We start from the raw sequence: 22,327 nt of genomic DNA, 5'->3' as shown, positions 1-22,327 counted from the left end.
TCGTCCTGTCAGCGGCACTCACTCCGCGCGGGTTTCCCGCGCAGACGATCGTCGAGCCACGTCAAGGTGTCGGGCAGGCCGGCGAAGATCCCGGTCATGTGTTCGGCCGGGTACTCGCGGTACGACGCTGACGCCCCGAGCGCGCACTGCTCGGCGAACAGGGCGCGAGCCTGGCTCGCCGGTATCCACCACTCGTAGGTCCCGTGGTAGATCCGCAGCGGCATCGTCGCCCGGTGATCCTTCATCGAAGTGATCGCGAAAAGACGCTCGGCGACGGGTGAACGGTAAGGATCGGGGTCGGCCGACAGAACCTGGGTGGGTATGTGCGACACACCCAGGACACCCATCCCACTGGTACACAGGTCCCGCATCGGAGACGTGGCCAACCAGCGTGCCGCGTTGTTTGCCATCGCGAGGACTTCGGGACGTTCCCGTGCGACACCGAGCATGGCGGCGTGGAACACCCCGGAACCGAGGTTGGCGTTCATGGCCCCGGCCAGCGAACGGTAGTCGGCCGGCACACCCCCGTATGCCGCGCCGACGATCCGCCCGGCCTGCTCCGGAGCGTAGGAATCGGCAAGCTTCGCCGCGGCATTCGTGGCGATCGCGCCACCGGAGTATCCGTGCATGGCGATCGGTCCGGTGGCGAAGTTGTCGGGGTCGAGCCGGCCTGCCGCCCGCAGCGAGTCCATGATCACGTGCGCTGCGACGTACGGTTCGGCGTACGCCATCCGGGGTCCGGTGTGGTCAGGCATGATCACCGCGTAGCCGCGGTCCAAGGCCAACTGAGCGAACGGCGGGATGAGGTCGGTGGTGTTGGTGTCGGCGTGATAGCCGTGAGCAAGCGTGTAACCGGGCGTGCACTTCGTCCCGAGTGCGACGATCGGCGAATTGTGAACCAGCACCGGACGCGACCGCGGTCCCTTCCATGCCTTGGCAGGGACAAGGAGGGTCGCGGTACCGAAGATCGGCTGATCCCCGGCGTCGACGCTCCGGAACTTGATCTGGCGAGCCGACCGCAGCGGAACCGTCATCAGCAACTGCGCCGTGCGCATGACATCGCGAGTGGCGATCACATCTCCGGCAGCACGGCGTGCGAGGTCGGCCGGCCATTGATCGAAGAACCGGTCGCCGCTCGGCGAGGGCATGACCGCCTCGCGAAGTTCCTGCAACTCGTGAGAGGCACCGGGCGTCACCGAGCGGGCAGGTATGCGGTGCAACCTCTTCACCGGCGGTGCCGGCACAGCGGCGTCGATGGCCTCGGGAAGCGCGGAAGGCGCCGGACCGAGATTCGGCGGCTCGGCCAACACCTCCGCAGTTCCTCCGATCGCACCGATCGTCATCCCCGTCGCAATCAGTGCAGAAATCGCTGCGCGCAGCGCCCAGCCCCGCAGGTTCCACCATGCCGGCATCGCCGATACTCCTCGTCACACAAGCGATCACGGACCGGAACACCCCGCTGGTCAGCCACTTCTCGCATCGAAATCGAACCCCCGTCATGGTAAAGGGTTGGCGCTAACGGTCGGCGACGGCCCTGTTGACTGTCCGACGCCGGATCAACCGTTCGGACTGTTCGACGCGATCCTCCGATCGGCCGCCGTCACCCGATCGATGACCTTCGTCGACGTGGCCTCCGCCACCGTCGGGCACGACGCCTGTCCCGGAGCGGGTCGATGGTTCGAAGGCAATTCGTCGCGGTCACAGACTCAACCCCGCCATCCGACGCCACTCGGAAGTAGAGCAATCGCAAATTTGATCCTGAACACGCTCAGAGGACCTTCAGATCATCGCGGAGTCGCTTCAGGCGAGGTTCCGACCGTTACTCGGATGTTGTTGCCTGCGTTGCACTTCAGTTGCCTCGTCAAACAACGCAGTAAGGCTGGCAATCTCTTCGAGGGTGCAGATTCCGTCTTCGATGGCCCTGATGAGCAGGGCGATCTTTGACGGCGCGGGTCGGCCGACGACTCGGTACTTGTCGCGGATCCGGGTGAGGTGAGTATGCACCGTGGATTCACCGACGAAGAGTCGTCGGGCGGCCTGCTGCTTGGAATCACACGCGAGCCACACGGTCAGCACCTCGATCTCGCGCTTGCTGAGGGCAGGCCGCCCCACCGAATCAAGAGCCTGAATCGTCATCGTTGCACTCCTGCTGGTCTGCTGTTGCTGATGGGAGTGACGTTAAAGACGGTCGCGGTGTCGGCGACAGACCGATCTTGCGGGGGCACCCGCGATGGTGCCACCGCCCCGGGGGGCATAGATAGTCAAGCGAACGGTCTGCCCGTACGTGGGACGGCCTGGGTTCCGAGACGAGGAAGCTCCTCTACCTCATCGGCGGTGATCTCGGTGCGTCGTGTGCCGGCGGCATCGGTCACGAGTACCGAGGCCACGGTTTCCCGGCCGGGTGGCCACATGCGTACGCACACGCGCCCGCCCGCCGCTTCTTGCAAGGCGTGTGCGGCTGCCTCACGCACTGAGGCAATGACAGCGGGGTCCTGTTCTGGCGTACCGGAATCGTCGAGAAAGATGACCTCCACGCCCCGCTGTCGCGCGCTGTACGCGGCTTCGTCGAGCTCGAGCGTGGACAGAATCGGCGCTCTCAGCCGGTCGCGCAGGTGGGCCTCGAGTAGTGCGCACTCTCCTCGCTCAGCTGCGGTGAGGGGTTCGCCTGACGCGATCTTCTCGATCATCGGGCGGGCGAGGCGATCGAGGTGGCGTGCTTGCTTCTCGCGCTCATCGGCGCCGGCGGTTTGCGCAGCCAGTTCGGCGACGCGTTCGGTTGTCTGCGCCCGTAGCGAGAACACCGCCTTCGCCGTGGGCCGAAGAGTGAACGACAGGAGAGTCGCCATCGCCAGAGGGGCTGCGTCGATGGCAACAAAACTGATGCCGTACGCAGCGCCCCGACCGACAGCGACGGCCCACACTGCGAACACAAGCACCATTCCGAGCAAGCCGATCCACGGCGCGATCCGCCGGCCGCGGACATTCATGAAGCAGTAGATCGACGTCCCGCCGCCGTGTATCCAGATCTGCAGAGGTGAACTGAGAACCGCGGGGGTCGCCGACAACACAAGGGCACACGCCACCGGCCCCGAGGCGGTCAGCATCAGAGTCGTCCCGAACGGGAGAGGGTCGCCGGGAACGAGGACGAGGACGAGCGTCGCGGCTATCAATACGACCGATCCCAGTGCCGCCACCCAGGGAGTGATGTAACTGTTGACCGTGGCCACGGTCACGATGACCATGGCGACGAGGTAGCTGCCGATGATGAGCCATGCACCGCGCGTTCGCATTCCGAGCAGGTCGCGAATGTCCTCGCGCCCACCGGTCGGGCTCACCATCACCGCACCCACTCCAAGAACACACGAGTGCCGCGCATCGGCGCCGACTCGATGGTGGCGGAGCCACCGATGTGCGCCATCCGTTCACGGATGCTGATGGCGATTCCGAGCCGGTCGGCCGGCACCGTCGACGGTTCGAAACCATGCCCGTTGTCGGCTACTTCTATGTGCAGCCGGTCATCCGTGATCTCCACCGAGACAATCGTCTTCGACGCCCGAGCATGACGGCCGCTGTTGCGGACCGCCTCCGCAGCCGCTGCCGCGACTGTACGAACCACCGTGGCGGGATAGCCGGCGTCCGGGCTGTCGATTATGCGGCGAACCTCGAAACGTCGGGTCGGGTCCACCGTGGCAGTCACCTCACTGAGATGCGTCAGAACAGCATCGGGGGTCATCGTGCCGTCGGTGTCGGCGTCGCCGCGGATCCTGTCGAGCGCGTGCAAGGTGGCCTGGGCTTGAGCTGCCAACTGTTTGGAGTTCCCTCGGCGAGCAGCGACCAGCAAGGTCGCCATGACGCCGTCGTGGGTGAGTTGATTGAACCGTTGCCGCTCGTTGGCGCGGGCCTGCGACGCGGCGGCGGCCGCCGCCGTTCGGTAGGCCTGCGCCCGCGTGTCATCGAGAACCGTTGCGGTACGCATCCCCATGACCGCTGCGGCGAAGTACACGAGCGAGAAGGCGAATGCCCACGCCATATCCGGAACGAACAGCCCGCTGCGTGCGACGTCGCGGGCCACGTAGTTGATCGTGACGCTCGAGATCACCACCACCACGAGCACGACAAAGGCGTAGGTCGGACGCATGGCCAGTGCGGCGGCGATCGCAGCCAATCCACAGAAAGAGAAGAACCATATGCCGGTGGTTTCGGAAAGGTGCGCGCCGTTCCAGCCGAAACCCCACGTGAACACCGCCGCCAAATAGCCGCCGGCAGCAAACCCTGCACACACTCGTAGGGCTTGAGGCGACCCTCGCCACGCGAGCGGCCCCAGCGCGAGCCCTGGACCGAACACGACAACCAGTGCGGGCACCGTCCACCACGTGTGCATCACTGCCAGCGACGCCGCGATAGCCGGGGAGGTGAGCACCAGGTACACCAGGTAGCCACAGGCGATGAACACAGCGAACTGCCGCAGAATCCGCTGACCTGCGGACTCGTCGAGTGCGACGTCGCGATCAGACGCTATCTCCGCCGTCGCAGCCGCCGCGGTATCGGTAGCCATCCGTCCTCTATCGCTCGAAACATCAAATGCTGCCGGGTCGGCGCGGGTCGCCCCACTGCGGCGTACTTCGTTCTGATCCGACCGACGTAGTCACTGACCGTGTCTGGGGACAGGTTCATGGATTTGGCAACTCCGGCAGTGGATTCGCCTGCGGCATACAGCTCGAGGACACGTCGCAGCTGTGGTGGTAGGTCGACGAAGTCGTCATCGGCATCGATCGCAGCCGCCCAATCCACCGTCGGAGTCTCCTCGCCCGAAAGCACCGCTCGGATTGCAGCCAGAAGTACGTCGTCGTCAACGTTCTTGCGCAACACCGCTTTCACCCCCGCACTGGCTGCCAACCGGACCAGATAGGGTTCGTCTCCGGAGGTGTAGGCGACTGCCGGGATGTCGAGTTCAGCGAGACAGTCGACGTTGATCTGCGGTGAACTCCCGTCCTCCAACCGCAGATCGAGGACGACCAAGTCGAGATCTCGGGTCTCTGTCAGCAACTTCGACACTGTCGCTGCGCCGGCGGTGAACTCCAGGTCCGGCTGGTCCCCGAGAATCGCCCGCAGCCCGGCGACGATCGACGGGTGATCATCGACGACTCCGATCCGCGCGCGCTCGCCCCGTCGCACCACCATTGCGCAATCATGACCGACGCCCCTCGACCACGGTGGCAAAGTTGCACGGATCACATCCGCTCGCGTCTCGGGGACCGCGTGTTGACATCACCGACGCTAGCCCGTCGACTCGAAGCTCTGTATCGACTGAACGGGCTGTTCTCAGTCGGCCACAGGGCGCCATCGGACCGGCCTGTCAGACGGTGCCCAGACCTCTCGTAACGTTCACCGACACGGCTGGGATACTCCTGCCGTGACCCGATTCCGCCTCGCACTCGTCGCCGTTCTCGCCATCGCGATCAGCTGCATGTCGGTACCGTCGGTTCTCGCCGCGCCGGCGGCACCCGCATACGTCGCCTTGGGAGACTCACGCGCCGCAGCGCCGACGCTGACCTCGGCACAGCATCCGGACGGCTGCGGACGTACCCGCGACGCCTACCCGACGCACCTCGCCTCCCAGCTCCGGATGAATTTCACCTCCGTTGCCTGCGTGAACGCCACGACGGCAGACGTCACGACCCGCCAGCAGACGACATCGTTCGGTGCCCGGCCGGTCCAGATCAACGCACTGTCGTGGTCCACGCGACTGGTGACTCTCTCGATCGGCGGCAACGACCTCCGCTGGTGGTCGATCGTCTCCTCCTGCTTCACGCCCAGGTTCGGCCAAGATGCCCGGTGTCGCCAGGATCGAGTCATGGCCGACCGGATGACCTCGGCCCTGACAGCTGTGGCACCGAAGATCGGCGCAACTCTGAGCACCATCCGCGCCCGTGCACCCCTCGCTCGCGTGGTTCTCGTCGGTCACGGCGGCTACTACGGCCGAACCGGCTGCCCCGGCCAGGCGAACATCAGCAACGCCGACGCCGCGTACCTACAGTCCTTCTTCAAACGATTCGACGCCATCCTCCGAACCGCCGCCGTCACCCGATCGATGACCTTCGTCGACGTTGCCTCCGCCGCCGTCGGACACGACGCATGCGCCGGCCCAGCACGCTGGTTCGAAGGGAACGCCTCACAGTCCCAGACCCAACCCCGGCATCCGACGCCGCTCGGGAGCAAGGCGATCGCGAACCTCATCGCGCGAGCACTCTGATCACGCGGTCGGTCTGCCGACTCCGATCGCATACGGTCGCCGACGCGAGTTATGCCCGGTGTCCCCGGCAACCGGGATCACCTACTACGACAACGGGAATGTGCAGACGGTCACCGAGAACGGCGTTACGACGACCTACACCTACAACCCGACGGCTCGGCCGCGACTAATTCCCGTCTCGGAGTGACGCTCACGTCGGCTACGACGGCAACGGCAATCTAACGAGCATCACGGTGGGGACTGACCTGTGGACCCGGTAACCCTAGTTATGGCCAAAGCCTGCGCCCGGAAGCGTGTCGGCAGGCCGGCGAGAGCTTGCGCCGGCTCGCTGCTCTTCGGTGCCATTACGGGTTGACGGCGCGACTGGGGCGACCTCGGTCCCGCAGGGGTTAGAGTCACGGTCGGCTGGATGCTGGGCGTGGAGATATGCTGTGTCAAGGTCAGGGCGGGACCGGCTTACGTCGACAACGGTGCAACCGGTCGGCAGCGGTTCGGCGGGAAGGCCGCCTGGCTGGTATCGCCGCGATGGACTCCGACTCGCCACTCGACCTGATCGTTGTGTCCGGGTCCAGCAAGGACGACACCACCAATACTCGAGCACAGGGCGGTGGCGGTTGGACGAACATGGACTTCGGGAACGCAGCGGCCGCGTTTTATGCGGCGCTCGACGCGACTTGCCCGGTGTGCCTTCATCGTGATCGGCCCGCCCGCGCTAGTTGCCAACCCCGCCAACCGACTCAGCAACCGCGACCTGATGAAAGCACACCGTGTGACGCGGCCCCGAATGTGGTGGCCTTCCTAGACCAGCTCGACCCGTTCGGGTTGTGGTGGCGGCCGCGCCTGCCCGGGCGTCTAGCACAAACTGTGTCGTCGGAGACAGGTCACCCTGAATGGCATGCCCTACGAGTGCGTCACCACCCACACATCCGGGGGGCTCGTTCTCCTCGTCGGCGTTCCAACCGCTGTTCTGGATCTACGGATCGGGAAAAGTCGGCGCGACAACGGGGGTAGGCAACTCCGACTACCTCACGCGGAACGACGCCACCCACCCTTCGCAGGCGGGCCAAGACTATCTCGCGCGGCAGTTCGCCGAGTAGATGCTGCGATTGTTCGCCAGTCTCGCGCGCTCCTAGTTTGCTGTGAGGACAAACGGATTGGTTGTCGTAGGCGAAGGAGGTTCGTCGGAACTCCAATAGCCAGTGCTGTAGACCTGGGGCCACCGCTTGGCCTGCATCTGCTCCAGAATCGGGATCAAGGTGTTTGCGAGCACGACGTGCCCAGGGGTTGTCGGGTGGTAACGGTCGACGCCAATAAAGCGTTTGTTCGCACCGGAGAACCACTCGGGAGCAGTGCCGCCGGTTGGATTGATGAAGTCAACTCCGGCGACGCGAGCCTGCTGGGCCAGAATGCCGTTGACCTCACGGATGAGCGCTGTCGAGTCTCCGGGTGGTACGAAGCCAATGACCACGATCTTCGTCTGGGGGAGTCGCGCTCGGAAGGTCTCGTAGGCGGCGAGAGAGTTGGTGCGGATCTCTCGAACTCGGATGGGCATCTGATCGGGCGCTACGTCGTCAAGATCATTGATACCGTTGATGATGAACAGGATGTCGGGCGACGTGCCCGCCGCGGCGCTGAGTCGGGTCGTCGAACCGAATCGGTCATTCCTGCCGCCGTCATCGACGTACCCGGTCCCACCGACGCCGACGTTTCGAGAGTCCCAGTTGAAATGATCAGCAATCAGTTCAGTGAAGTTTTCTGGTCCGCGGCCACCCATGTCGGAGCCCCCGACCCATGAGTCCCCGACAAAGGCGGCCATCTGTTTGTGTCGGGCGGTGTCGATCGTGGGTACTGCTGGCGGTGCCGGCGCGGCCACCACGGCATTGCTGCGGTCCGCGATGAAAGCGCCGACGAAGATGAGGGCAGCTGCCGTCGCCGGCGCGCAGATGAAGAGAAGACGTTTCCGCATCCATCGTGAGTTCACTACCACATCATTACGGACAACGTCAGTTCGCGCACGTCACCTATGTCGCCGGGTCTCGAATCGACCCCGCCCATAACCCCAAGTGTCGGCGCTACGTCTAGCCGAGCCCCGTCGGTCTTCCGTCCCGTGGCGAACGATTACACGAATCGCCACACACCGTTCGCGATGGTTTCGTGGCGACCGCACCGTGTTCTGCTGAATCGCAGTCACGATCGACCCGAACACGTCCCCGAGCTGTGCTACGAACCCGTTCGGAGCGCCACCAGCGCACTCATCGTCCTGCCCCTGTCCGGCGGAGCTTGGTGCCACAACACTGCTTTGCCGATCGTGCCTGCCGCACTGGCGCAAGACCCACTGACTTAATTCACGGCGCGGGATCGCTACCCACCGCGAAAGGCCACGCGATTCACAGAGCAGATCCTGTGCTTGCAGGCGTGATCCAGCCGCTCGTAACAATGTAAGTGAAACTAGTAGGCATTCAACGCTCTGTGCGTTGGACGGTTAAGGCCCCTGACTCATAAAACCCAGAGTCAGAGACGGGGCCGTACCCGTACCCGTATCCGTACTCCGAGACGCTAGCTACATCCTGGTTGAGGACAAATCCCACGACGTTCACCTGAGCCAGCGCCAGACGGTCAACGCCGGCGACAACCGTCGGCACCTTTGTGGCATTCGCGCACACGACGAAGAGAACCCCGTCTATCCACTGCCCAGCCACCATTGCATCCGTCACCGGCAAGACGGGAGGGGAATCTACGATGACGTAGTCGAAACTGTCAGCCAGAAGGCCCATTACGTGCTTTGCCCTATCGGACGCTAGAAGCTCCGAGGGGTTCGGTGGCATCGGCCCGCTCGTCATTACAACCAGATCGGACCCACTAACCGGTTGCAAGAACTCCATCGGATCAGTGTTTTTGTCACTCAGCGCACTAGTGAGCCCGATTGCTTCTGAGAGTCCAAATCGACTGGCCAGACTTGGACGTCTCAGGTCGGCGTCTATTAGCAGTACCCGATTGCCGGCTTCTGCCAACGAACCAGCCAAATTTATAGCCGTTGTAGTCTTACCCTCGCTCTCGTTCGCGCTCGTTACGAGAATCCGCTTAAGAGGCGTATCGACCCGACAATAGGCCAAATTGGTTCGCAAGAATCTAAATGCCTCAGCGGGCGCACCCGCACCAGCGCCAAACCCCGCGAGAGGCCGGCCTTTTAGGGCTGTGTCTCGCGGCACAGTCGCCAATACCGGAACAGACTCAGACAGTCGCTCCAAGTCCGCCTTGCTTCTAACCTTATTGTCGTATCGACGCCTTAGTACTACACCCGCGAGACCAGCTAGCAACCCGAGAGCGAAACCGGCGCCCACCGACCACAAAATTCGGGGTGAGATCCTACTTGCGTCAGTCGCAGGCGTAACTACCGTGGCCTTAGCAAGCGGCGCCCCGCCGCCGCTGGGCGTTTCCAGAACGCTGACATACGCAGTCAACGAATCTGCAGCCGCATTAGCGAGCGCGATCGACGTGGCGGGCTCTTTCGTATCGGCGAAGATTGTCAACAGCACAGTGTCCCGAGAAGCAGAAGCAGACAAGGACTGCTTCGCTTCAGACACACCCAGCTCGATCCCACCATCCGCGATAGCCCTGCTCACTACAGCGTCTGACTCAACCAGCTTTACGTACGACGAAACCCGCTGCTGTGACGCAAGTGATCCTTGATAGGCATTTTGTGACGCGCTTTCCGGACCCGACGTTACATACAGGCTGGCCGTCGCTTGGTACACAGGATGCTGAGTTAGCACATAACTCACTGCAATAACAGCACCGATCAAAGCCACCATTAGAACAAGGAACGGGTCCGAGAGCCGACTGCGCCCCTGTCGCGCAACCGTTCGCCGCTCGTTTGTAACGTCGTAGTCTCGATTCATCGCTACCACCAAGCCATTCTCTCTCTAGAAGCTTCCAGATCGCAGCACTAACGCAATTCGGGCGATGCCCCGGGCGGCGTCATCCCACCGGGGCAAAATCCTTTTCACACCTGCCTCCTAGCATAGGTTCTGAACGGCCTACGCGCGACAGTAGGAGAAATCGAAGGACACACGTCGTCGACCTTGTAAGCCCACACACGGCAGCCGCAACGCGTCTCGGTACACTAGCAAAGTGACAAATCTTAGACAGCAAAACCTCGCAGGCTTCACTGGTCTAGGCTATGACAAAGGCCGAAACAAGGCATTGCAGGCCGCCTGGCTCGCCGTAAGTTACGCAATATTCCAAAGTTGGTGGTGCCCGAACGCCGCACGCGTCGCCATCCTCCGAACCTTCGGTGCAAGGGTTGGTCGCGGAGCCGTAATCAGGCAGCGCGTTCGAGTCCACTGGCCATGGAAGCTCGAGATCGGGGACCACTGCTGGCTAGGTGAGGGGGTCTGGCTACTGAACCTGGAGCAGATTACAATTGGCAGTAATACTTGCCTCTCGCAAGAGGCACTAATCTGCACAGGCAGCCACGACCATAGATCACCGACATTCGAGTACGACAACGGCGCAATCACAATCGGGGACGAAGTTTGGATCGCTGCGCGTGCAACGGTTCTCCGAGGTCTGAGCATCGGCGACCGAGCTGTAATTGGTTGCGGCAATATCGTGACAAAAGACGTTGCCGCAGGCACCATCGTGAGGGTCAACGACCGCAATTACATTAACTAGATCAGACCATCGATGACTTCTCGATACTGCTCCAGGGCTGTCACCTCCTTCAGCGACTGCTCAGCATACTGGGCACCTGCAGCACCCATTCGGGTACGATCTGACGGCCGGGACATGATGTCCAAGATCGAATCAACCAACGCTTCGGGGTCTCCGGGTCGAACCACGACCCCTCCACCAGACTTACGCAGTTCAGCAGACGCCCCGCTTCGCGAATCGGTCGCGCCGATAACCGCGACACCAGCACGAAAATAGCTAGTCAATTTGCTAGGAACGGCCATCTCCACTAGTCCAGGCTCTTCATTTAGCAACAACAAATCAGCAGACCGCAACGTTGGCAGAAATTCGTCGTGGTTCGCGGCGTCTACGAAGTGAATATTTCTGAGACCTCTTGACCGTGCAACAAGGCTCGACCTCTCGCCCCCGTCGCCCATCAAGATGAAATGAACCCCATTCTTCGCCTTCTCGCACAATCGGGCAGCCTCGATAACGTTGCCCAGCCCTTGCTTTCTGCCCATATTTCCGGCATGCAATACGACGACATCACAACCGGCCCTACTAGAAACCTCCGAGACACCGGGGCACACGCTCAATTTGTCGGACTGTTCGCTGAGGTGTGTCCAATTCGCAATGACACTGATTCGCGCTTCATCCGTCCCCAGACGATTAACAGCGTACCGTCGAAGGTTGTCATGAATAAGTATGACACGATCACTGATCTTGAACAGGTAAGATTCGAGAAGGCGGAAGACTGACGCAACCGGTCTCGGCAAACCGGACTCTTCACTGCCGGCCGAGTATAAGTCTTGACCAACCACAACGATGCGGATCGATCGCCCGCCGACCAACCTGGTTACGAACGCAACTAGAACAGAAGAGATAAGCGCCGGCGTAACGAGCACAATAACCGAAGAACTCCTCAACACGCTTAGCGACAACAAGGCTTTCAGGCCGAACGATGCTTCGAACAGAACACGCAATAGTGGCTTGGGAGACCTCGGTACATACACCGATGTTCGCTTAACGTACGGATGCTCATTGTCCGCAGCCAAGGACACCTTTCTGTCCACCTTCCACTGCGGATAGTGAGGGAACGTCGTCAGGACGCGCACCGAATAATACCGCGCCAGGTATCGAGCCATGGCGGTGGTGTAAGGAGCAATTCCTGTCTTCTCAGGCCAAAAATTGATACCGACTACGACTACGCGGGCAGTTGATTCAGACATGTTTGGGGTACTCCATCAGGCTAATGCGCTCACGAATTCGATTGCTGCCATGACTACCGCGGCGTAACTCAATCGCTGCCTTAATCACCAGTGGCGGAACGCCAATAAGCAAAACAATAAGGGTTAGAGCGGACAACGAACTCCACCACATGTACACGAAACCCCAGAATGACCCCGCATATGCGGCCGCTCCGCTGAATCCAAGGCGCGCGCACAGGCGCAACCACACCGCACCGAACAGACCCAACGCTCCACCCGCCAAGATGACGCCCGGTAGTCCGAAGTCAGCCAAGAAGGTATTCGCAGGACCAAAAGTCGGACACAGAGAGCTGCAGCCTGAATCGCCGCGCCCGTACCGGTAATCTATCAACTCATTCCTGAGGGACTCTGGCTTCGAATGCCATACTTGCTGCGGAATAGGCTGAAGTACTGTTTCCGCAGCGGTGTACCGTCCCCATCCCAGACCACCAGCCATCGTATCGTAGTCACCAAGCCCCATTGCTGAAGCACTCAACATGGACGTTGACTGACTCGCGAAAAATCCCTGCACCGCCCCGCTGGGGTCAGTCACATATCGGGAGACCGCTGCACCGAATGACTCACCGCGATCGTCGCCGCCAGAGCGGACAGACTCAAGCGGCATTAGCACAAAAAGCACGATCACGAGAACACCCAACAGAGTGCGCATGACCGGAACGGTCTTGCCGCGTACAAGGAAATACCCGACAATTCCCGCTACCAGCGCCGCGAGCGCATACCTGCGCGAACCCTGTGCCAGGGTAACTAAGAGAATCGGCGCTGCGATTCCTATGCCAATCCACAGATCCCTAGAACGAATGATGCTTTTCTGCGTATAGGCTAAGTAGACCCGAAGTAGAGATCCGCAGATTCCGAACATCATTGCATATTGAACTGCTGGAACATTCACGACACCTGTGAAAGACTCGCGAGAATGGATGAAGGAACCAAGACCGCCTGCAAGCAGTACAGTAACGACCAAAGCGAGCCAACCAACGGCACCAAGAACATAGCTCGCTACTCTGAAGTACCGAGCCTCTTCGCGAGTCGGACCAATGATACTGCCCGTTTCAAAGCTTCCCCATCGGAGCCGAAGAGTCACGTACACCGCTACGTAGGAGGCAGCCATGGCCCAAACTGCCGCCAGAGCGGTGAAGTATGCGTCGGTCACATTGATATTGACCCAATACACATCTGAAGAACTGAGATCAAATGCTACACGGAGACCAAATATCAGGAGAATAAAGAAGACGGATGCGTACACCGATTCGCGTGTCACGGCTGGAAACCTAATGCCAATCGCGACCGTTACGATCGCTAGCACGACCACCACGACGACTACGAGAAACTGGACAGTGCGCATATGGTGTTGAACGCGAATGATGCCGGGCACCACAACCGCAAGGGACGCTGCGCAGGCCAGAATCAGATAGCTGTCGCGCGACCAAACGGACGGAAGCTTATCGACAGGACTGAAGACCGGAAAAGGATCAGGTCGTCGGCTACCCGCCATTGAACGCCCTAAAGTCCTCAACCTGACGCTCGTACTGCATTCTCAAGCCATCCGCGATTCTGACAGAAGGCGACCAACTCAGATCACTTCTGATCCTGGTGTTATCACCGCCAGTTTCGCGTACGTCTCCAAACGAGGTTCCGATATGTTTGATATTTACCGGTTTACCAGAAATTGCGGCTAGCAGTTCGACGGTTTCGTTCACCGACACAATTGATCCACCGCAGACATTGTAAATGACTCCGGGCTCGGTATCTCGCTCGGCCGCAGCCAAGTTGGCCTCAACTATGTCGTCGACATAGGTAAAGTCACGCCGCTGCTCGCCGTCGCCGTAGATCTCGATCGAACCACCACTCAGGATCGCATTGATAAAGCGCGTGAATGCCATATCTGGGCGCTGACCGGGACCGTAAACTGTAAAGTAGCGCAACGAAACAGTGTCCACACCGAAGTTTTCGGCATACAAGGACACTAAATGTTCGGCGCCAAGTTTCGTTACGCCGTACGGCGAGTACGGGTGAGGCACAGCCGTTTCATCGCAGGGAAAATGCGCCTGGTTTCCGTACACACTCGAGCTTGAGGCGTAAACAAGCTTTACGCCCGCGAGGCCGCGCAGTCGCTCAAGTAGCATCTGCGTACCGATGATATTGTTCGCGACGTAGTCCTCGAAACCGGATGACCATGAACTACGGACCCCAGGTTGACCCGCCTGATGGTAGATCGTCGTCTCAGGTTCGAGAGAACTAAGAAACTCCTCGGACCGTATATCCACACTGCTGAAAGCAAATGCGTCGTAGGTACATAGTTGAGAGATCCGCCGCCGCTTGATGGCAGGGTCGTAGTAGCTATTTAACGCATCAAACCCAGTTACTTTGTGTCCGGATTGCAGTAGCTTCTGGCATATGCGGGCGCCTACAAAACCAGCAGCGCCTGTAACAACAAATTTCCTCAACGCAACGCCCCTTTACTAGCGACCTCTTGGTACACGCAATCAAGAGTATCAACAATTGCCGGCATGGAAAACTTGTTCTTACAAAGCTCAATTGCTCTCATCGACATTCTCCTGCGCTCGATCGCTGAAAGCTCGGACACGCTAATCAGTGCTGTAGCGATAGAATCAGCACCAGGTTCGCAAACTATTCCCGCGCGCGCCTCTGATATATATGGTGCCAGGCCGCAACTGTTCGTAGTTATACAGATCAGGCCCGCGGCTAGCCCCTCTAGGAGGCTATTCGGAAATGGCTCATTCACAGAGGGTAAAACATAGACGTTGTGTCTAGTTAGCTCCCGTGTCACCTGGCCATACTCAAGTGCACCGCCGTACCGGACGAGCGCCGGCGCTTCGGCGATCAATTCACGACACCTCGTCAACGAACCCTCATCCGGACCGAAAATCGTCAGTTCCGCATCCACACCGTCTTTCTGAACTCTCAGGATTGCCTCAATGAGGCTCTCGACCCGCTTTCGCGGATGTAGCCGACAAGTCGTGATAACTTTCATCCGGGGTGTGTCGATCGACGGTGGTCCTGAACTCGCGATTTCGTCCACCCCGTTTACAACTTGCTTGAGAGGTGGCATCCAACTCCAGCTAGACAGTTCGGCGTGCTCGTAGTTCGTCAGAAAGAGGACTGCGGACGCGCCCCCTACAGACCATCTCGTCAACATCTGGTCATAGACTCGGGTAGCTAGCGAGTTTCGTGGACTCAACATACCGTGGGTCTGAAATATGTAGTCGATACCCAGGAACCGGAGTACGAGTGCTGCCATCAGCGGCCAAACTTCACGTCCACAGTGCAGGTGAACAATGCCAATATGTGCGCGATTGTTCCATATCCATCGAAAAGGTGAGAAAGCAATTAGTCCTGCGAAGCCGGGTATGAACGGTACTCTTCTACTCGGATACAATTGCGTGTACTCGTTATTCCAGCGTGACTGTCCAGACGATCCCTCAACCGCGTTCGTAAGGGAGAGTACCCTGACCTGTTCACCGCGTTCCCGTTGCGCTGCGGCCTGCTTCAGAGTCCCTCGTGCAGGCCCTCCGTACTCAGATTTTTCTCCGATAAGCGGCACGATATGCACAATCATCTTCATCATCGCTCCCTTGTTCGCTTGCGATTCGCCGCGACTACGTACCCTACCCAAGCAACCAGCGATCCTGCTGTAGCCGCGGGAATGCCCCAAGCCAGCAAGCTCTCAGACTCCCAGATCCATGCCGCGGCACCTGCTGCGATCACCAACATCGATTGGACAACTCGAGCCCTCATGCTGTACGCGGTGCTCTTCGTTGCACGTAGATAGACTAAGCAACCGTTAACTGCGCCTAGTGCTAAATACTGGGCACCAACCGCGTACAGAAAGAATTCAGCGGTCGCCCATGTTTGCCCGAGCGCGTAGCTACCCAGCAAGTGGCCTGCAGCTACCGCGACGATTACTCCCAAGATAGAAACAGCCAAAATCACTACTGCTCCCGCCTTTAAGAACGTAGATGAATTCCTCTCATCGGCCTCGGTCGGTGATAGATGCCGCGCGAATATAGGTGTGGCTGCGATCCGGATGCTTGTGAAGAATATATTCAAAGGCCCGAACAGGGCTTGTACGCTCCTGAAGCCCGCAACGGTAGCGAGGGGCAGGTAGAACGTAGTCGAGTACAGCACGGCCTGGTTAGCACCCTGCATACTGAGATATTCTGCCGTCAAGTGCAGTCGCTGAGATCTTGGTATCGTCAGCAAGAACGGTTTGAACGTCTGAGTTCGGGTCCGGGCCGGCCAGAGTAGCGTGGCACACGCGAGTGTTGCTGCTCCAGCTAGCACCGATAGAGCGACTGTCGCCGATGGATCACCTGGCCCCACTAGGTAGTACCCGCCACAAATTGTCGCAAGTAGAAGTACACAGTCTGTCAGCAGCGCCCGTGTGACTTGACCCGCCGCTTGCCGAACTGCGCGGTTGGCGTCAAGTAGCGCCCACAGCGGAAGTAGCACAGCGGTGGCGGTCACAGTGGTGGCTATGGTTCGATCCGCAAGAAGCCATATCGTGCTCACTGCGACAGCTGAGACTGCCCCTGTCGAAAGTACTGTGCGACGAACCGCGCGCACCCGCAGTCCTGGCGACGCCAAATTGTCGCTGTGTGCGTGAGACACTAGTTCAGGCTCGACATTGTATGCCTGATTAAGTCCCGTCAAGAAGACTACTGTGCTGAACGCGAGAAGAAGGTAGCCCATTTCACTGGGGCTTAACGAATGAGCTGACACAATAACGAATCCGAAGCTTGTTCCGCTTGCGACTCCTTGTGTCAGAACGGCGCCGACTACCCGGTTGAGCGACCGCGCGGTACCGTCCTTGCCCTGCACTGTCACCCCCGGTGCAGATGACATCGTCACTTCAGTCTCTCGCGCGATCTGGTGCGTAGTGCTTGGGCGCTTTCGTCCGGTAGCGCACCGCCACAAGGCTCTCGCAAGTTAAATCCGCAAACTGGCATAATTCGATCGGTACCAGTCGACGGTTCGCAAAATTCCTTCTTGTAGCGAAATAGATGGTGTCCATCCTGCAGCATTCAATGTTGAGACATCAAGCACTTTGCGAGGCGTCCCGTCTGGCTTCTGGGTATCCCACTTGGTCTCGCCCGAGTATCCAACAGACGCGGCGACCATTTGTGCTAAGTCATTAAGTGTGCAGTCCATACCGGTACCGACGTTAACCTGCACCGGCCCGTCGAAATGATCGAGAAGGTGTAGGCATGCAGAAGCCATATCGTCCACGTGCAAGAACTCGCGGCGAGGCTTTCCGGTTCCCCAATTCGTTACGTACGGTGCACCAATCTGCTTCGCCTCGCTGTATCGGCGGATTAGTGCCGGCAGAACGTGTGACCCAGTTGCGGAGAAGTTGTCGCCCGGGCCATAGAGGTTGGTAGGCATCGCCGATATCCAAGATAATCCATACTGCCTTCTCACAGCTTGTACGTTCATGATTCCAGCTATCTTTGCGATTGCGTAAGCATCGTTTGTTGGTTCTAGCGGACCCGTAAGCAGCGAGTCCTCTGTAATCGGCTGCGCTGCGAACTTGGGATAGATGCAAGATGAGCCTAGAAAGAGCAGGCGCGGAACTCGGTATGAAACGGCTGCATCGAGCACGTTAGTCTGTATCTGCAGATTCTGGGAAAGAAAGTCAACGGGGTATGTACTGTTAGCAAGAATCCCGCCGACCTTTGCGGCTGCAAGGATCACCGTTGAAGGCTTGACTTGATCGAAGAACTCGAACACAGCTGTCCGGTTGGTGAGGTCGAGTTCCGAACTGGATCGTCCTACCAGGTCCGTAAATCCCTCGCGTTCGAAATGTCGCCATAGGGCGGACCCAACTAGGCCCCGGTGCCCAGCGACGTATGTCGGAGCTGACCTGTCGATGGGGACGGCGGCGCTCAGTTGTTCGTGCCGAGAGTTCATATCAACTCCAAGATTCGACTGTGGGCTGGTCGATCCATGGCTTCCCTGCACATTCCAGAGCAGAAATGTCGGCGTCTACCATTATTCTGGCGAGCTCAGCTGACCGAACTGACGGGCGCCATCCGAGAACACGCTCTGCCTTGGTTGCGTCTCCGATTAGTGCATCCACCTCGGTTGGCCTCAGGTAGCGGTCATCGAACTTGACGTGCTCCTGCCAGTCGAGACCCGCATGGTCGAAAGCAGTCACGAGAAACTCACGAACGGTAGTGGCTTGCCCTGTGGCGAGGACGTAGTCCGTCGGCTCGTCTGCTTGTAGCATCCGCCACATACCTTCTACGTACTCAGGCGCATATCCCCAGTCCCGTACAGCGTCGAGGTTTCCCATGTAGATATACTGTTCGACCCCTGCTTTAATTCGTGCAGCTGCGCGTGTGATCTTCCGTGTCACAAATGTTTCACCACGACGTGGCGATTCATGGTTGAAGAGGATTCCGTTCACCGCGTACATGCCGTAAGCTTCGCGATAGTTGCGGGTGATCCAATACGAGTAGACTTTAGCCGCACCGTACGGCGATCGCGGATAGAACTCTGTATCTTCGTCTTGGGGCGGGGGGGATGCGCCAAACATTTCTGAGCTGGAGGCTTGATAGAATCGGCAACTTATTCCGGCGAGCCGCACTGCCTCAAGCAGTCTGATAGACCCCACCCCCGTCGTATCAGCGGTATGCTCAGGCTCGTCGAAGCTCACCCTCACATGGGACTGGGCGGCCAGGTTGTACACTTCATCCGGGTTAATGGAAGAGACTAGCGTGACGAGTCGGGCGCCATCGCTCAAATCACCGTAGTGGAGAAATAGTCTCGCTGCAGGTTCGTGAGGGTCCACATATAGATGGTCGATTCTGGACGTGTTGAACGTGGAAGACCGACGAATCAGACCGTGTACTTCGTACCCTTTCGCCAAGAGCAACTCGGCCAAGTATGACCCGTCTTGGCCGGTAATACCGGTGATGAGTGCTTTCTTCATGGTTTCTCGCCTTAAGTCTCTCGGTGAGGTTGGAAGGGTGCTACCGCCGATTTGTTAAATTCGATAGGTCCATCCAGCTTGGGCCCAGGCGTCACCGTCCAAGCACATACGCCCATCGATCACATTGCGCTCGCGTACGACCTTCCTGAGCTGCAAAGGGTCAAGCTGTACAAATTCATCCCATTCAGTAAGGACCAGGACCGCATCAGCCCCGTCGCATGCTTCCTGCGACGATGTCCCGTAGTCGAGAGTCGGAAATAGCTTTCTTGAGTTGTCCATGGCTTTCGGGTCGTACACTGTGACCGACGCGCCCTGTAACTGAATCTGTCCAGCGACGTTTAGTGCTGGCGAATCCCGTACGTCGTCCGATTCCGGTTTGAATGCGGCGCCCAGGATCGCAATTCTTTTCCCCAACAGTGCTCCACCACATACCTCGCGCGCTAATTCCACCATACGCGTACGGCGTCGCATATTTACGTTGTCGACTTCACGCAAGAAGCTTAGCGCCTCTGCGGCGCCCAACTCGCCCGCACGAGCCATGAAAGCTCGGATATCTTTCGGTAGGCATCCACCGCCAAACCCAAGCCCCGCATTTAGGAATCGTCTTCCGATTCGCGCATCGTAGCCGATCGCGTCCGCTATTGCGGTCACGTCAGCACCCGCAGCATCACATACTTCGGCTATCGCATTTATGAATGAGATTTTGGTCGCTAGAAACGCGTTCGCAGAGGTCTTCACCAGCTCTGCTGTTGGCGGATCAGTGACGATGAAAGGTGTTCCGTCGCAAATGACGGTTTTGTAGACCTCGCGGCACACTTCTTCCGCGCGTCCACCGGGGAACGTACCTACGACCACACGGTCAGGGTGAAGAGTGTCTTCTACCGCGAAGCCCTCGCGTAGGAACTCGGGGTTCCAAGCGATCTCGACTTCGACGTCCTTAGCAAGCTCGTCAGCGAGCTCTGCAAGCCTCTGCGCAGTCCCCACCGGCACGGTCGACTTGCCAAGTATAAGGCTATTCCGCGTAAGGAGTGGAACTATCTCTTCGATCGCAGCGTCGACGTAACGCAGATCTGCGCTGTACTCGCCCTTTTTCTGCGGGGTGCCTACCGCGACGAAGAATACGTCGGCGAAATCCGCGGCCTCTGCGTAAGATCCAGAAACTGTGAGTTTTCCAGAGTCGATATGCCGCTTCAACAGTTGCGGTAAGTTTGGCTCGTAGAACGGCACCTCGCCTGCTGCTAGCTGCTTCCGTTTCTCGGGCACAATCTCGATTCCGAGGACCTCGTGGCCAAGTTCCGCCATGCAGGCCGCGTGCGTCGCACCCAAATAGCCAAGACCAAGAACTACCATCCGCATTAGTACGCCCCGTCTTTCGCGATTACTGCCTTTATCGTTCGCCACATAATTGATGCGTCCTGCATGATCGACCAGTTCTCGACATACGACAGGTCCAAACGGACCGACTCTTCCCAGGACAAGTCGGAGCGGCCCGAAACTTGCCACAGGCCGGTCATACCAGGCTTAACGAGCATCCGACGCGCGACCCGGCCGTCGTAGCGCTCAACTTCGTCCGGCAGCGGAGGGCGTGGGCCGACCAGACTCATCGTCCCTGCCAGCACATTGAAGAGCTGTGGCAACTCGTCGAGGCTGTACCGACGGATAAAGGCTCCTACGCGGGTCACTCGAGGGTCGTCCCTCATCTTGAAGAGCACTCCTGCACCTTCATTGAGACCGCGGAGGTTGTCCTTCAACGCGTCAGCGTCCTGCACCATAGACCGGAACTTCCACATTGAGAAGTGGGCGTTGTTGAGTCCGACACGGGTTGCCCGATAGAAAATCGGACCCTGAGAATCAAGTCGAATCGCAATCGCCAGCGCGACCAGCAACGGTGATAGCAGTGTGAGGATCGTTGCAGCCCCGATCCTGTCCACCAGCGCCTTACGGAATCTGTTCGCGCCCTCGTATCGCGGTTTATCGATGTGCAACAGCGGTAGGCCGGCCACAGGACGAACCATGACGCGCGGCCCCGCGACGTCGGTGACGCCGGGCGAGACCATCATCTCGACGTCGAGACCCTCGAGGTCCCAGCTCAGGGCCTGCATGGCTTCGTGCCCGAGAGCCTCGGCCGAGGTCACGGCCACTGTGGTTGCACCGGAGTCCACTACCCCTTCGCAGACATCATCGAAGGAGCCATAAACCGGGATACCGATGTCATCGACGGACACAGACTGCCGTTGGGCGAGCCGGGTCGGGAGGCAAACACCGACCACCTGGAAGCCGAGACTCGGCTGACGCAACAGGCGTTGCATCATCGGCACCGCGGAGGTCTCACTTCCCACAACCAGCACGCGCTCGACATTCCGGTAGTGGAGCCGCTGATGCCCGAGCCACTGCCGCCAGAGCCAACGCGACAAGAGCAGTGCGGCAGTCCCTACCGGAAGGGCGATCGCGACGAATCCCCTGGCGATGTTCAGGCGGAACAAGAGGTCGATCATGGCCAAGACTCCGAACACCGCCAAGCATGCGGTGACGACCCGGCTGTACTCCTGCGATCCGGAACCAACGATTCGTCGGTCGAGCGTCTGGAACGCACGTAGCGTAAGAATCCAGCAGAACGCCAAACCGATCGAGACTACGACCGCGGGTACCTGCGCCGCGCCGTTGGGCGCCAGCGCACTCTCAGCACCAAATCGCACCAATTGAGCGAGGCTGACCGCGGCAATCACGACGATGGCATCGGTCCACGCGAGCCTGGTCACATAGCCGTGAACCCAGGATCGCGAGCGATCTCTCGCTCTACTCGCCAGCCGCAAACGAAAGGGCGTGCGCTCCGCGCGCCCCAACGAACCGAAGGCCGAGCCATGGGCCACTGCCAACCTCCCAACACGATGAACTCGAAGGCGGCGATCGGCCCCTACGCCCAACCACCAGAACGTCTACGACGTCGGAGCCGCGATTCGCTTCACGACTGTGGGTGAGACTATTTCAGGACGGTCACGGTCACAACTCGGAGATCACGTGTAGTCCGGTCAGGTGACAGTTCGTGTCGCAATTTTGCATCTCGGATCTGGCCGATATGCAAACCAGCGTGCCGGCGGGCGTGGTTCCGCAGGACTGGGTTCTTTGTGTGATCGGTCGAAGCCGCAGAACCACGCTCCACCTTCGTCTTTCACGGAGCCATCA

The 22,327-nt window shown here is 59.5% G+C and carries 16 protein-coding genes; 2 read left to right on the top strand and 14 right to left on the bottom strand.

What is annotated here, in order from left to right:
* Window positions 1–8: 8 nt before the first annotated feature.
* From FFS52_RS12035 to FFS52_RS12010, 5 genes are all read right to left on the bottom strand, one after another.
* Window positions 9–1,412 carry a lipase family protein gene (locus FFS52_RS12035; RefSeq protein WP_137809821.1) on the bottom strand — a complete coding sequence of 468 codons (1,404 nt, stop codon included), beginning with the start codon at window positions 1,410–1,412 and terminating at the stop codon, window positions 9–11.
* Between the two features lie 388 nt (window positions 1,413–1,800).
* Window positions 1,801–2,136, bottom strand: coding sequence for a LuxR C-terminal-related transcriptional regulator (locus FFS52_RS12025; RefSeq protein WP_137809820.1), 336 nt, complete (start codon window positions 2,134–2,136; stop codon window positions 1,801–1,803).
* A gap of 125 nt (window positions 2,137–2,261) precedes the next feature.
* Window positions 2,262–3,338, bottom strand: coding sequence for a hypothetical protein (locus tag FFS52_RS12020; RefSeq protein ID WP_137809819.1), 1,077 nt, complete (start codon window positions 3,336–3,338; stop codon window positions 2,262–2,264).
* Window positions 3,338–4,420 (bottom strand): ATP-binding protein, encoded by a 1,083-nt coding sequence (locus tag FFS52_RS12015; protein WP_249356547.1) that lies wholly within the window; start codon window positions 4,418–4,420, stop codon window positions 3,338–3,340. Before FFS52_RS12015 ends, FFS52_RS12020 begins: the two co-directional genes overlap by 1 nt.
* 95 nt (window positions 4,421–4,515) lie before the next feature.
* Entirely contained in the window at window positions 4,516–5,181 is a 666-nt protein-coding gene (locus FFS52_RS12010) for a response regulator (protein ID WP_137809817.1), read from the bottom strand.
* Window positions 5,182–5,413: 232 nt separating this feature from the next.
* Between FFS52_RS12010 and FFS52_RS12005 the strand changes: the two genes are divergently transcribed.
* Together FFS52_RS12005 and FFS52_RS24050 are read left to right on the top strand one after the other, a co-directional pair.
* Window positions 5,414–6,253, top strand: coding sequence for an SGNH/GDSL hydrolase family protein (locus FFS52_RS12005; protein ID WP_137809816.1), 840 nt, complete (start codon window positions 5,414–5,416; stop codon window positions 6,251–6,253).
* A 58-nt stretch (window positions 6,254–6,311) separates the two neighbouring features.
* Window positions 6,312–6,440 (top strand): hypothetical protein, encoded by a 129-nt coding sequence (locus tag FFS52_RS24050; RefSeq protein ID WP_283205444.1) that lies wholly within the window; start codon window positions 6,312–6,314, stop codon window positions 6,438–6,440.
* A gap of 942 nt (window positions 6,441–7,382) precedes the next feature.
* Here FFS52_RS24050 and FFS52_RS12000 read toward each other — a convergent pair.
* From FFS52_RS12000 to FFS52_RS11950, 9 genes are all read right to left on the bottom strand, one after another.
* Window positions 7,383–8,234 (bottom strand): SGNH/GDSL hydrolase family protein, encoded by an 852-nt coding sequence (locus FFS52_RS12000; protein ID WP_137809815.1) that lies wholly within the window; start codon window positions 8,232–8,234, stop codon window positions 7,383–7,385.
* 478 nt (window positions 8,235–8,712) lie between these two features.
* Window positions 8,713–10,065 carry a polysaccharide biosynthesis tyrosine autokinase gene (locus FFS52_RS11995; protein ID WP_249356552.1) on the bottom strand — a complete coding sequence of 451 codons (1,353 nt, stop codon included), beginning with the start codon at window positions 10,063–10,065 and terminating at the stop codon, window positions 8,713–8,715.
* A gap of 858 nt (window positions 10,066–10,923) precedes the next feature.
* Window positions 10,924–12,153 carry a glycosyltransferase family 4 protein gene (locus FFS52_RS11985; RefSeq protein ID WP_137809812.1) on the bottom strand — a complete coding sequence of 410 codons (1,230 nt, stop codon included), beginning with the start codon at window positions 12,151–12,153 and terminating at the stop codon, window positions 10,924–10,926.
* A complete protein-coding gene (locus tag FFS52_RS11980) occupies window positions 12,146–13,684 on the bottom strand; it encodes a hypothetical protein (protein ID WP_137809811.1) in 1,539 nt (512 codons plus the stop codon). Before FFS52_RS11980 ends, FFS52_RS11985 begins: the two co-directional genes overlap by 8 nt.
* A complete protein-coding gene (locus tag FFS52_RS11975) occupies window positions 13,674–14,636 on the bottom strand; it encodes an NAD-dependent epimerase/dehydratase family protein (protein WP_137809810.1) in 963 nt (320 codons plus the stop codon). The genes FFS52_RS11980 and FFS52_RS11975 overlap by 11 nt, the downstream gene beginning before the upstream one ends.
* Before the next feature lie 2,503 nt (window positions 14,637–17,139).
* The gene (locus FFS52_RS11965) at window positions 17,140–18,120 is read right to left on the bottom strand and encodes a GDP-L-fucose synthase (protein WP_137809808.1); all 981 of its coding nucleotides are present in this window, start codon (window positions 18,118–18,120) and stop codon (window positions 17,140–17,142) included.
* Window position 18,121: 1 nt separating this feature from the next.
* The gene (gene gmd / locus FFS52_RS11960; protein ID WP_137809807.1) at window positions 18,122–19,144 is read right to left on the bottom strand and encodes a GDP-mannose 4,6-dehydratase; all 1,023 of its coding nucleotides are present in this window, start codon (window positions 19,142–19,144) and stop codon (window positions 18,122–18,124) included.
* 54 nt (window positions 19,145–19,198) lie between these two features.
* Window positions 19,199–20,500 (bottom strand): UDP-glucose/GDP-mannose dehydrogenase family protein, encoded by a 1,302-nt coding sequence (locus FFS52_RS11955; protein ID WP_137809832.1) that lies wholly within the window; start codon window positions 20,498–20,500, stop codon window positions 19,199–19,201.
* The gene (locus FFS52_RS11950; protein ID WP_349291572.1) at window positions 20,500–21,903 is read right to left on the bottom strand and encodes a sugar transferase; all 1,404 of its coding nucleotides are present in this window, start codon (window positions 21,901–21,903) and stop codon (window positions 20,500–20,502) included. The genes FFS52_RS11955 and FFS52_RS11950 overlap by 1 nt, the downstream gene beginning before the upstream one ends.
* Window positions 21,904–22,327 lie beyond the last annotated feature (424 nt).

It is taken from the genome of Gordonia sp. ALPHA1B1 (assembly GCF_005502615.1).
Lineage (GTDB): Bacteria > Actinomycetota > Actinomycetes > Mycobacteriales > Mycobacteriaceae > Gordonia > Gordonia hongkongensis.
The sequence above is the reverse complement of the archived record's forward strand: the minus strand, read 5'-3'. Positions and strand labels throughout refer to the sequence as shown.

Bases quoted from the DNA above. Each gene is read 5' to 3' on its own strand.
- FFS52_RS12035 (WP_137809821.1), bottom strand. From the start codon at position 1,412: ATGCCGGCATGGTGGAACCTGCGGGGCTGGGCGCTGCGCGCAGCGATT.
- FFS52_RS12025 (WP_137809820.1), bottom strand. From the start codon at position 2,136: ATGACGATTCAGGCTCTTGATTCGGTGGGGCGGCCTGCCCTCAGCAAG.
- FFS52_RS12020 (WP_137809819.1), bottom strand. From the start codon at position 3,338: ATGGTGAGCCCGACCGGTGGGCGCGAGGACATTCGCGACCTGCTCGGA.
- FFS52_RS12010 (WP_137809817.1), bottom strand. From the start codon at position 5,181: ATGGTGGTGCGACGGGGCGAGCGCGCGCGGATCGGAGTCGTCGATGAT.
- FFS52_RS11995 (WP_249356552.1), bottom strand. From the start codon at position 10,065: ATGGTGGCTTTGATCGGTGCTGTTATTGCAGTGAGTTATGTGCTAACT.
- FFS52_RS11985 (WP_137809812.1), bottom strand. From the start codon at position 12,153: ATGTCTGAATCAACTGCCCGCGTAGTCGTAGTCGGTATCAATTTTTGG.
- FFS52_RS11980 (WP_137809811.1), bottom strand. From the start codon at position 13,684: ATGGCGGGTAGCCGACGACCTGATCCTTTTCCGGTCTTCAGTCCTGTC.
- FFS52_RS11965 (WP_137809808.1), bottom strand. From the start codon at position 18,120: ATGAACTCTCGGCACGAACAACTGAGCGCCGCCGTCCCCATCGACAGG.
- gmd (WP_137809807.1), bottom strand. From the start codon at position 19,144: ATGAAGAAAGCACTCATCACCGGTATTACCGGCCAAGACGGGTCATAC.
- FFS52_RS11955 (WP_137809832.1), bottom strand. From the start codon at position 20,500: ATGCGGATGGTAGTTCTTGGTCTTGGCTATTTGGGTGCGACGCACGCG.